This window comes from Daejeonella sp. H1SJ63 (genome assembly GCF_029360775.1).
In the GTDB taxonomy this organism is placed as follows: domain Bacteria; phylum Bacteroidota; class Bacteroidia; order Sphingobacteriales; family Sphingobacteriaceae; genus Daejeonella.
Genome location: NZ_JARKMZ010000030.1, coordinates 35,012 through 46,120, shown reverse-complemented (window position 1 = coordinate 46,120; position 11,109 = coordinate 35,012). Strand labels below are relative to the sequence as shown.

General features: G+C 42.4%; 10 protein-coding genes. All 10 read left to right on the top strand.

All coding sequences use genetic code 11. From position 1 onward, the window contains the following. Positions 1-127: 127 nt before the first annotated feature. On the top strand, positions 128-1,768 hold the full coding sequence (locus P2W72_RS11315) for an aminotransferase class V-fold PLP-dependent enzyme (RefSeq protein WP_276362384.1): 1,641 nt from the start codon (positions 128-130) through the stop codon (positions 1,766-1,768). Between the two features lie 90 nt (positions 1,769-1,858). Beyond that, entirely contained in the window at positions 1,859-2,593 is a 735-nt protein-coding gene (locus P2W72_RS11310) for a carbohydrate-binding family 9-like protein (protein ID WP_276362381.1), read from the top strand. Positions 2,594-2,629: 36 nt separating this feature from the next. Then, complete coding sequence (locus tag P2W72_RS11305) at positions 2,630-3,913, top strand: amidohydrolase/deacetylase family metallohydrolase (protein ID WP_276362378.1); 1,284 nt, start codon at positions 2,630-2,632, stop codon at positions 3,911-3,913. Positions 3,914-3,931: 18 nt separating this feature from the next. Continuing rightward, positions 3,932-5,239 carry an amidohydrolase/deacetylase family metallohydrolase gene (locus P2W72_RS11300; RefSeq protein WP_276362375.1) on the top strand — a complete coding sequence of 436 codons (1,308 nt, stop codon included), beginning with the start codon at positions 3,932-3,934 and terminating at the stop codon, positions 5,237-5,239. An 11-nt stretch (positions 5,240-5,250) separates the two neighbouring features. Next, complete coding sequence (locus tag P2W72_RS11295) at positions 5,251-6,891, top strand: aminotransferase class V-fold PLP-dependent enzyme (protein ID WP_276362374.1); 1,641 nt, start codon at positions 5,251-5,253, stop codon at positions 6,889-6,891. 28 nt (positions 6,892-6,919) lie between these two features. After that, positions 6,920-7,873, top strand: coding sequence for an amidohydrolase family protein (locus P2W72_RS11290; protein ID WP_276362371.1), 954 nt, complete (start codon positions 6,920-6,922; stop codon positions 7,871-7,873). Positions 7,874-7,932: 59 nt separating this feature from the next. Next, entirely contained in the window at positions 7,933-8,856 is a 924-nt protein-coding gene (locus tag P2W72_RS11285; RefSeq protein WP_276362368.1) for an RraA family protein, read from the top strand. Positions 8,857-8,873: 17 nt separating this feature from the next. Next, a complete protein-coding gene (locus P2W72_RS11280) occupies positions 8,874-9,974 on the top strand; it encodes a bile acid:sodium symporter family protein (RefSeq protein ID WP_276362366.1) in 1,101 nt (366 codons plus the stop codon). Between the two features lie 4 nt (positions 9,975-9,978). Further along, the gene (locus P2W72_RS11275; RefSeq protein WP_276362363.1) at positions 9,979-10,407 is read left to right on the top strand and encodes a nuclear transport factor 2 family protein; all 429 of its coding nucleotides are present in this window, start codon (positions 9,979-9,981) and stop codon (positions 10,405-10,407) included. 18 nt (positions 10,408-10,425) lie between these two features. Continuing rightward, on the top strand, positions 10,426-11,091 hold the full coding sequence (locus P2W72_RS11270; protein ID WP_276362360.1) for a bifunctional 4-hydroxy-2-oxoglutarate aldolase/2-dehydro-3-deoxy-phosphogluconate aldolase: 666 nt from the start codon (positions 10,426-10,428) through the stop codon (positions 11,089-11,091). Positions 11,092-11,109 lie beyond the last annotated feature (18 nt).

The following is an 11,109-nucleotide window of genomic DNA, read 5'->3' as shown; positions in this document are numbered from 1 at the left end:
CTAAGCACACAGGGTTGAGCCATAGAGCTCGAGGATGAAATTTTACAACTCTTGGCTGTGTTTTTTTAATTAATTAACAGAAGTATAAACCCGTTGACTTTAACTAGTCAACATTAAATATTTACGGATGAAACGTAGAAATGTAATCAAAGGGATAGCGATGCTGCCGCTTGCCGGAGCTGTTCTTAATAAGGAATCGCTTGCAGCGGCTCCTATTGCTGCTTCTTCAGCAGCAGAGTCTGTAACCACTGCAGCCTCTTTTATGGCAGAAACCAATATTTTCCGGAGAATTGGTGTTGAGCCTGTTATTAACTGTATGGGTACTTATACCATTATCGGAGGTTCAATCGAACGTCAGGCTGTGCGGGAAGCCATGGAAGCTGCTGCACATAATTTTGTTCAGTATGATGAACTGGCAGATGGTATCGGTCAGAGACTGGCAGATCTTACCGGTGCTGAGTGGGGAATAGTTACTGCCGGATGTGCCGGTGGATTGAAGCACATTACTGCTGCCTGTGTTACCGGTGGGAATCCTGAAAAACTGATTCGTATTCCTGATCTGACTGGTTTTGATAAATCAGAGGTAATCATTCCCAGATATTCACGTAATGCTTATGACCATTCTATCCGGAATATCGGGGTTAAGATTGTTCATGTTACTACACCTGAAGAACTCGAAAAGGCAATCAATCCTAAAACCGCGATGATTTACCTCACTGCAGGGGCACAGTCTGAAACCGGACAACCGCTTTCACTTGAAGCTATTTCTGCGATTGCAAAACCTAAAAATATTCCTGTACTGATTGATGTGGCCGCCCAGAATCTGACAATACCTCCTGTTCATCTGAAAAGAGGCGCTGATGTTGTGGCATACAGTGGTGGAAAAGCTATCTGCGGACCGCAGTGTGCAGGATTAATGCTTGGCAATAAATCTATTCTGATGTCGGCATGGCAGGCAAGTTCTCCGCACCATGGCCCCGGTCGTGATAATAAGGTAGGAAGAGAAGAAATGATCGGAATGATGGCTGCTGTTGAAGACTGGGTACAACGTGATCATGCTGCCGACTGGAAAAAATGGTTAGGCTGGCTGGATACAATCTCTAAAAAACTGGCATCCATTGATGGGGTTAAAACAACGGTTTATGAACCTGCCGGTCTTTCAAATAAATCACCTGTGCTCTATGTAAGCTGGGATCCTTCAAAGTTTCATGTTAATGGATTTGATGTTGCGGAAGAACTGGGAAGAAACAAGCCTAGAATTGCTTTGGCAGACCGTGGTGATAAAGACGGATTGAGTACGATCAGTATTACAACCGGACAAATCCAGGCCGGGGAAGAAAAGATAATTGCAACGCGTTTACATGAAGTACTTTCAAAGAAACGCAGTCCGAAGGCTGAAATGACAAGTCCGGCAGCTAACCTTAGCGGCAGCTGGGACTTCAGTATTAAATTTTTCAGCAGTACCAGCCAACAGGCCATGAATCTGCAGCAGGATGGTAACTGGATTCAGGGGACGCATAAGTCTGATTTTCAGGACAGAACCATCAATGGTACCATTGATGGAAATAATGTAAAACTGGAGAGTACTGTAAAGGTTATTGCCGATGATATTGATTATCAGTTTTTCGGCACAATAAATGGCGATACAATGTCGGGAGATATTCATTTAGGTGAATACCGCACAGCTACATTTACTGCGGTTCGAAGCAAGACAAGTCCGGTAAGAAAAAGGGTTCAGATCCCTGCAGGTCCGCCTTTGGCAACCTGATCTGATAATTTTAAATCAGCTGTCATCTCCAAATGGTGACAGCTGATTTCTTTTTTGCATTACAATACGTTTAAAAATCATAAAATATCCATGAGAGTCTTAAAACTATTTCTTCTTGCTTTAATCCTGTCTGCCGGCAATCTGTTTGCTCAGGATGGCGGTACCGGTAATCTTTCTGAGTTATCTGTTTACAGAGTCAAAAAAATTATAAATCCAATCAGTGTAAATGATGGATGGAAAAGTGCAGGCTGGAAAAAGATGAAATCAGTAAAGATTCAGAATTATATGGGCAAAGTGCCTGCATTTAAACCAGACGCACAGGCAAAGATGACATATGATGATAATTTCATTTATGTTATTTACCAGGTGAAAGATCGTTATGTACGAAGCATCACTCAAAAGATTAACGGGAAAGTATGGGAAGATTCAGCTGTAGAATTCTTCTTTTCTCCGGAGGCTGACAGGCCGGCAAATTATTTCAACCTGGAAATCAATTGCGGAGGAACTCCTCTGCTTCATCATAGTAAGAACCGGCCAACGGTGGCTGATATTGAACAGATAGAGATTAAAGCCAGTTTGCCAAAGGTGGTAGATCCTGAGATCACTGATCCTGTAACCTGGACAATGTCATTCAAAATACCACTCAGTATGCTTGAAAAATACACTAATGTTGTTCGTCCTAAACCCGGAGTAGCATGGAGGGCGAATTTTTACAAGATTGCAGAGATCAACTCCAATCCTCACTACATTACCTGGAATGAAATAAAGAATGATAAGCCGCAGTTCCATCTTCCTAAGTTTTTCGGGATTTTGAAATTTGAGTAATTCAGGCCTGTATAATTTGAATGATAAAAGATTGATATGAGATCACCGAAGAGTTTTTATATAATTAACAAGATTAACCGCAGGCTTGCCCTGGCTTTGTTATTCCTTTCTGTATACCTTTCTGCAAGAGCGCAGGAACTTGATTTGATTTTAAAGGGCGGGCATGTCATAGATCCCAGGAATAAAATTGATGCGGTTATGGATATTGCCATCAGCGGCAATAAAATTGTCAGGGTAGCTCAGAATATACCTGCAAATACCGCAAAAAAAGCGATTGATGTAAGCGGCTTATATGTTACCCCCGGAATTATTGATATGCATGTGCATGTTTTTCAGGGCACAGATAAGTATAGTACTTCTGTAGCTAATTCTAACCGGAGCCAGAATGCGGATGCTTTTTCTTTCCGCGCCGGTGTAACAACCATGGTAGATGCAGGTACCTCAGGCTGGAGGAATTTCCGCACTTTCAAGGCACAGTCTATAGATAAATCCCAGACCAGGATTCTGGCATTTTTGAACGTTATCGGAAACGGTATGATCGGCCGTTTTGAAGAGCAGGATATTACCGACATGAATCCCGAAATGAATGCCTACATGATCAAAAAGCAATTTCCTGAAATTCTGGTAGGTATAAAATCGGCACATTACTGGGGTGGTTTTACATCTGTAGATAAAGCAATAGAGTCGGGAAAGCTTGCTGATGTGCCAATTATGGTAGATTTTGGTGAGCATATCCCAACAAATTCTATTGAATCTCTTTTTTTGAAGCACTTCCGTCCGGGAGATATTTTTACCCATACCTTCTCTGAGATAAGTGCCGGTCGTGAATCTATTGTGGATGAGAAAACCAGGAAACTTAAGCCTTTTATATTCGAAGCACAGAAACGCGGGGTTGTTTTTGATGTTGGTCATGGTGGCGGGGCATTCTCCTGGTCGCAGGCAATTCCCGCATTTAAGCAGGGCTTTTTGCCTGATGTGATCAGCTCAGATCTACATGATTTGAGTATGAATGCAGGAATGAAGGATATGACGAATGTGATGTCGAAATTTCTTGCATTGGGAATGCGGCTTCAGGATGTGATTGAACGTTCTACATGGGCTCCTGCCAGAGTCATTAAGCGTACTGATCTGGGGCATTTGAGTGTTGGTGCTGAAGCTGATATTGCAGTGTTTAATCTCCGAGAGGGTAAATTCGGATTTACGGATGTTAAAAAAGTGAGTGTTATCGGAACAAAAAAACTGGAGGCAGAACTGACTCTCCGTGCAGGAAAAATTATGTGGGATCTGAATGGAATCAGCGGACAGCCCTGGAAAGACTGAATTTTTGAATGAAGGATTATGGAAGAGAATAATACACAAACAACAAATTATGAGATTATGAGCAGATTCTTTGTTGAGTTAAGGAATCGGGTACAGCTTTCTCTGCAAGCTGCATCCGTGCTGCTTTTATTACTGAGTAGTCCATTCATATTACGTGCTCAGGAATATGATCTGTTACTTAAAGGCGGCAGAGTGATTGATGCCGGGAATAATATTGATGCACAGATGGATGTTGCCATAAAAGCAGGGAAAATTGCAAAAATTATCAAAGGAATTCCTGAATCTTCTGCAAAGAAGGTAGTTAATGTAAGTGGTTTGATCGTTGCTCCCGGATTGATTAATATTCATACCCATGTTTTTGCGGGGAGTAAGCCGGGTTTTGCAGATGGTCCGGGAAGCCAGCTTCCTGATGCATTTGGCCCCCGTTCGGGGATCACTACTGTAGTGGATGCAGGTACAACAGGCTGGAGGACTTTCCCTGAGTTCAAAGCTAAAGTGGTTGATAATTCTTTAACACGTGTGCTGGCATGGATCAATATTTTTGAAACAGGCTTTAGTGCTGGTTCGGCATTTGAGCCCGATATGAATACACTGGATGTTCAAAAGACTCTGGAAACCATTAAACAATATCCTGACCTGATTGTTGGTACCCGTGTAGGGCATTATAAAGGTAAAAGCTGGATTCCGTTTGAAAGGGCATCAGAAACTGCAAAGCTTGCAGGCAAGCCACTTTTTGTTGAATGTCATATGCCAGAGTATTCTTTGAAAGATCAGCTGGATCACATGCGTCCCGGAGATATCATCACCCATTCTTTTGAGAATGTTTCAGAGCGGATGCCGCTTGTTGATGAACAGGGAAAAGTCAGACCTTTTGTTCTGGAAGCTCAAAAAAGAGGAGTTCTGTTTGATGTCGGTCATGGTGGTGTTGGGTTTTGGTTTAATCAGGCTATTCCGGCATTTCAGCAGGGTCTATGGCCAAATTCATTCGGTACAGATGAGCATAGTTTCAGCATGAATTCCGGAATGAAAAACATACTGAATGTGATGTCTAAATTCTTAAATATCGGGATGAGTCTGCCGGATGTTATTGCCCGCGGAAGCTGGAATGCTGCTAAGTCTATTAAAAGGGAAGATCTTGGGAATTTATCAGAGGGCTCGGTTGCAGATATTGCAGTTCTGAATGTGCTGACCGGGAAATTCGGATTTGTAGATTCTGGAGGCAATCGTATCGAAGGCGATAAGAAGTTAGAAGCAGAGCTAACCATCAGAGGAGGAAGAATTATCTGGGATCTGAATGGATTGTCAGCAAATAAATACAATCAATAATCAATAATTTCATGAAGCGCAGAAATTTGATCAAAGGCCTTGCATTACTTCCGGTGGTTGGAAATGTTCTTTCTTCTGAAGGAGCTGAGTTGGCAGCAGGGCAGGCCGGAGAAGCAGAAACAACTTTAAATTCTTTTTTAGCTGAGACTAATATTTACAGATCAATGGGTGTGGAACCCATCATCAATTGCCGCGGTTCATATACAATAATCGGAGGGTCGATTAAACTTCCTAAAGTAAAAGAGGCATTGGAGGCAGCCAGCAATAATTTTGTGCAGCTTGATGAACTTGCAGAGGCGGTTGGAAAACGTCTTGCAGAATTGACGAAAACAGAATGGGGAATGGTTTCTTCAGGTTGTGCGGCTGGTGTAAAGCATATTACAGCGGCATGCGTTACCGGAGGCAGTCCTGAAAGATTGATACGTATTCCTGATCTTACCGGATTTGAGAAGACAGAAGTTATTATTCCAAAATACTCCCGTCAGCATTATGATCATGCTGTCAGAAATATCGGGGTGAAGATTGTCACTGTGGCTACAGCAGCAGAGCTTGAAAAAGCAATTAATTCTAAAACAGCGATGATATACCTTACTTCAGGTACTCCCGGAGCTGCCTCAGATACCGGTCAGCCGTTATCACTGGAGGTAATTGCTTCTATCGCTAAACCTAAGAATATTCCAATTTTGATAGATGCCGCAGCAGAAAGTCTTACAATACCTCCTGTTCATTTAAAAAGAGGTGCAGATGTTGTTGCTTACAGTGGTGGTAAAACTATTCGCGGACCGCAGTCGGCCGGACTAATGCTCGGCAATAAAAACATTCTTCTTGCTGCCTGGCAGGCAAGTGCCCCCCATCACGGTCCGGGCCGCGACAACAAATTGGATCGTGATGAGATCGTTGGTATGGTGGCTGCAGTTGAGAATTGGCTTGTACGTGATCATGAAGGGGAATGGAAGAGATGGCTTGGCTGGCTGGATGTGATTTCAAAGAAGGTATCAACAATCAGTGGGATGAGTACCAGGATTGTTGAACCCACAAATCTGAACAATAAATATCCGGTTCTTCATATCATCTGGAATCCGGAAAAGTACCCAGTTACCGGATACGAGATTGCTGAGGAAGTAGGCAGGAGCAAACCAAGAATTGCTTTGGGTAATCGTGATGAAGCTGATGGAACTACTTCAATACAGATTACCCCGGGGCACATGCAGTCCGGTGAAGAGAAAATAGTGGCAGACCGATTATATGAGGTATTGTCCAGAAAGCGTAGCCCTAAACCTGAAATGGCTGCACCGCTTGCTAATCTCAGCGGGCGCTGGGATGTAGAGGTGCAATATGCATTAAGTACCAGTCAGCATTCTTTTGTGATTGAGCAGGATGGTAACTGGATTCAGGGGACTCATAAAGGTGATATGGATACCAAAAATATGGCAGGTACAATCGATGGCGATGAGGTAAAAATCAGGAGTACCATTCCAATCGTTGGAAATATTATCATTTATCTTTTTTCTGGTAAGGTTAAGGGAGACATAATATCCGGTGATATCCATATGGGAGAATACCTGACAGCGAAGTTTACAGCTAAACGGAATACAACTAAACTTCCGAGGCAGAAGGTCATGATCCCGGGAGGTCAACCGCTCGCAACTTAAAACAGGATAAAGATTTAAAAGAAAACCTATGAAACGCAGAGACATTATCAAGGGGATGGCAGTTTTGCCATTAATGGGCATGATTGAGCCGCATGCTTCAGTATTTGCATCAATGCCTGAGAAATTTAAGAAGAAACGTCTGGTCATTGATACGCATGTGGAAACATGGAACTTTGATCCCCGTTTCCCATTTAAGCATCCTGAAAATCCTGATGCTAAAGCCAGCATAGAGGCACCTATAGAAAATCAGGTTAAGCAAATGAAGGATTTTAATATAAGCTACGGGGTCTTAATTAATCCGCGTTATTACGGATGGGATAATTCATACAAGGCACATTGCCTGAAAACTTATCCGAATCATTTTGTTGCTCATGGCCTATTGAATCCTCATGATCCGAAAATTGTAGATAATCTGAGATATTGGGTTAACGAACATGGCTTTCAGGGAATGCGTTTCAGTCCCATTTATCACCCCAAAGAAACCTGGCTGAATTCACCTGCTCATTATCCATTGTGGAAAGAAGCCGAGAAGCTGGGACTTTGTTTTAACTACTATATACTGCCTCATCAGATGCCCATGCTGGAAGATATGGCAGAGCGGTTTCCGGGAGTGAAAATTGTTATTGACCATGCAGGTAAACCTGATCTGAAAGCTGCCGACTGCTGGCCGGAGTTTAAAAAAATGTTTAAACTCAGCCGTTTCAAAAATGTCTGGATCAGTAATTCAGAACCTTACGAGATGTCGGAAATTAAGAAATATCCATACGAAGATACTCTTCCATTTTATAAAGCAATTTATGAGGAGTTCGGCGCAAAGCAAATTATATGGGGTACAGGATATCCATTCCCGAGATGGGAGCTTCCTATGGATAAGGAACTTGAATTCATGGAGAAATATTGTGATTTCTATACCGATCAGGATCTTGATCTGATTATGGGTAAAAATGCTTTGGGAATCTGGAAATTTCCTAAAAAATCCTAAATGTTCAGGCGGTCTTGAATCTTTAAAAACAGATCATCAATTATATTTATAAAATTATTATGAATTATAGATTTTATCTATTTCTATTTATTTTTTGTTTTTCACTTTCAGCTAAATCATTGGTAGCTCAGACCATTCCGAAGGATGAACTGATATTTCTAACCTCTGCCTGGAAGGGTGAACGCTTTGAAGACGGACGTCCGCGTATTTCAGATGATCTGCTGGAAAGGGCTAAAGTTATAGGTATTGAAGAGGCCTGGCAGATCCTGAATAATGAAGGATATCTTTATCAGTATGAGCGCAACTGGAAAATTCTGCATGAGGATGTTAAAGTTGTAGGCAGGGCATTAACGGCTCAATTCATGCCAATCCGCCCGGATGTTGAGAAGAACATAGTTGATCGTGCGGCAAAAGAAGGCCGTAAGGGAAGGCATTTACACTGGCCGATAAATATGCTCACTAAAGGTGATGTATATGTTGCCGATAATAAGGGCAGGGTAGGCTCGCTGATGGGTGATAACCTTGGGAATGTGATCTATAAGAATTCAGGTAACGGAGTTGTGTTTGATGGATTTGCACGTGATGTAGACGGGCTTGCAGAAATTAAAGGGTTTAATGCATTTGTCAGAGATTTTGCTCCGCAGTTTTTACAGGGAGTAGTTTTAATGGGTTTGAATACACCCATTACAATCGGAACTGCAATAGTGCTGCCCGGTGATCTGGTAATAGCCGGAAGGGCAGGAGTAGTTTTCATACCGGCACATATGGCAGAACTGGTTGTTTCTACCGCAGAGTTTATTGCATCTAAAGATCGTTTCGGTCATGAGATGATTCGAAAAGGAATTTATAAAGCTGAACAGGTAGATACCCAATGGACTGAGCCGATCAGAGTTGAGTATCTGAAGTGGCTGGACAGAAATCCTTCAGAGCGAAAGATCAGTCGTGCCCAGCTTGATCAGTTTATGTCTAAAAGAACCTGGTAAGAATTTAAACGGAACCTATGAAACCAATTTTCAAAATTGTAATGGGCCTGGGAGCCGCATGTCTGCTGGCGTCCCTGACTTTTTATCTGATCAATAACCAGGCTGTAGCCGAGCCATTTCTTATTGGTGGAATCGTATCTGTGGCTCTGGGGGTCAGAGGAATTTCGGCTTTAAAGGGATTTGCTTATCCGATGATGATTATCGGGGTAGTATCAACGGCATTAATCTTTCCGCATTATTTCATTGAGATTAATGGGTATAAACTATCGGGACTGATTACTCCGCTTATTCAGCTGATCATGTTCGGTATGGGAATAACCATGAGCTATAAGGATTTTCTTGGGGTGTTTAAAGCGCCTAAAGGGGTGTTTGTAGGAATATTGAGCCATTTTACAATTATGCCCTTACTTGGATTTGCATTGGCAAGTCTGAGCAATTTCTCGCCTGAAATTGCAGCGGGGATGATACTTATCGGCTGCGCTCCCAATGCTGTTGCCGCGAATGTGATTTCATATCTGGCAAAGGCCAATCTTGCACTTTCCATCACTTTAACATCGATAGCTACTTTATTAGCTCCATTTCTGACTCCATTGATGATGAAGTTACTCGGAGGATCCTTTATTGAGATCGATGTTATTGCCATGATGTTGGATATTATGAAAATGGTAATCATACCAATTGCACTGGCCATCGGAATCAATGAATTGATGAAAGACAGAATGAAGTGGATTAACTCGGTTATGCCGGTTGTATCAATGTTTGGCATTGCATTTATCATCATCATTGTCACTGCTGTAGGCAGAGAAAGTTTGTTGACAGTGGGACCTTTACTCATCTTACTGGTCTTAATACATAATATCATGGGCTATACACTGGGTTACTGGTCGGCAAGACTTTTTGGAATGAATGAAAAAGATTGCCGCACCATTGCAATTAATGTGGGTATGCAGAATGCCGGGCTTTCAAAAGGTTTGGCTCATGGAATGGGGAAGCTCGGAACGGTTGGATTAGCTCCAATGATTTATGGTCCGATGATGAATATCAGCGGATCAATTCTTGCTTCATACTGGAAGAATAAACCTGTTGAGGAAGAAGATGACACTAAAACTAAAATTTAATAAGATGCTTAAATCACTATTAATAGGAACTGTTTTTCTGCTGATCAGCAGTGGTATTCAGGCACAGACGAAAAAAGAAAACCGTGTTGCACAATTGGTTAAAGACCTGAACCGGGCTATTGTAAACAGAGACAGTTCAGCCTTGGATGACCTTACCCTGGCTGAGCTCACTTTCGGACATTCGGGCGGTATTATTCAGGATAAGGCGGCATTTATTAAAGCTGTTCTGGGAGGGCCTACTTTTTTTAAATCGATTGATCCGGAAGGTCAGACCATAAAAATTACCGGTAAGCATGCTATTGTCAGACATATCGTTGTTGCCAGTGCTACACGCGATGGTAATCCTCTGCCCTTGCGATTTGGTAATGTGATGGTCTGGTATAAAAAACAGGGCAATTGGAAATTACTTGCACGGCAGGGATATAAACTATAAACAAAAGGGATTAAACAGATGAATAAGAAATCAGAGCTATCGGTGCTCATGAATGAACAAGGGATTGTTCCACTGTATTATGCTGCAGATGCCGGGGTAAGTATAGAATTAATGAGGGCCCTTTATAATGGGGGGATCAGAACAACCGAATATGCTGACCGTGGTGAAAAGGCAATGAAGAATTTTAAGGAGATGCGTAAAGCCTGTGATGCAGAAATGCCGGGAATGCGTCTTGGAATTGGCACCATTAAGAATCCGGAATCAGCGCAGGCCTATATTGATGAAGGGGCAGAGTTTTTGGTTTGCCCGGGGATTCTTGAATCTGTGATCGAATTATCCGATAAGCATAATCTTCTCTGTGTGCCGGGGTGTATGACTCCGAGTGAGATTATTCGGGCCGAGGCCTGTGGTTCAAAGATTGTCAAACTTTTTCCGGCCAATACTCTCGGACCCTCTTACATTGAGGCTGTTCAGGCTTTGTTTACAGATATTGTTTTCATGCCAACCGGTGGTATTGAACTCAATGAGGCTAATCTTCGCAGCTGGTTCAGGGTTGGGGTTTGTGCAGTTGGCGGTAGTAAGATGATCACCAAAAATGTAATTGAAAATAAATTATACGATGAGCTGACTGCCGAGTCGGGCCGTGCTTTGAATTTGATCAGGGCAATCAGGGAGAGTTTGTAAACAGAAGAAAATACGATT

What these genes read in the sequence shown, in the direction of transcription:
- P2W72_RS11300 (WP_276362375.1), top strand. Translation starts at nt 3,932, where the DNA reads ATGGAAGAGAATAATACACAAACAACAAATTATGAGATTATGAGCAGA.
- P2W72_RS11305 (WP_276362378.1), top strand. Translation starts at nt 2,630, where the DNA reads ATGAGATCACCGAAGAGTTTTTATATAATTAACAAGATTAACCGCAGG.
- P2W72_RS11310 (WP_276362381.1), top strand. Translation starts at nt 1,859, where the DNA reads ATGAGAGTCTTAAAACTATTTCTTCTTGCTTTAATCCTGTCTGCCGGC.
- P2W72_RS11280 (WP_276362366.1), top strand. Translation starts at nt 8,874, where the DNA reads ATGAAACCAATTTTCAAAATTGTAATGGGCCTGGGAGCCGCATGTCTG.
- P2W72_RS11290 (WP_276362371.1), top strand. Translation starts at nt 6,920, where the DNA reads ATGAAACGCAGAGACATTATCAAGGGGATGGCAGTTTTGCCATTAATG.
- P2W72_RS11315 (WP_276362384.1), top strand. Translation starts at nt 128, where the DNA reads ATGAAACGTAGAAATGTAATCAAAGGGATAGCGATGCTGCCGCTTGCC.
- P2W72_RS11285 (WP_276362368.1), top strand. Translation starts at nt 7,933, where the DNA reads ATGAATTATAGATTTTATCTATTTCTATTTATTTTTTGTTTTTCACTT.
- P2W72_RS11275 (WP_276362363.1), top strand. Translation starts at nt 9,979, where the DNA reads ATGCTTAAATCACTATTAATAGGAACTGTTTTTCTGCTGATCAGCAGT.
- P2W72_RS11295 (WP_276362374.1), top strand. Translation starts at nt 5,251, where the DNA reads ATGAAGCGCAGAAATTTGATCAAAGGCCTTGCATTACTTCCGGTGGTT.
- P2W72_RS11270 (WP_276362360.1), top strand. Translation starts at nt 10,426, where the DNA reads ATGAATAAGAAATCAGAGCTATCGGTGCTCATGAATGAACAAGGGATT.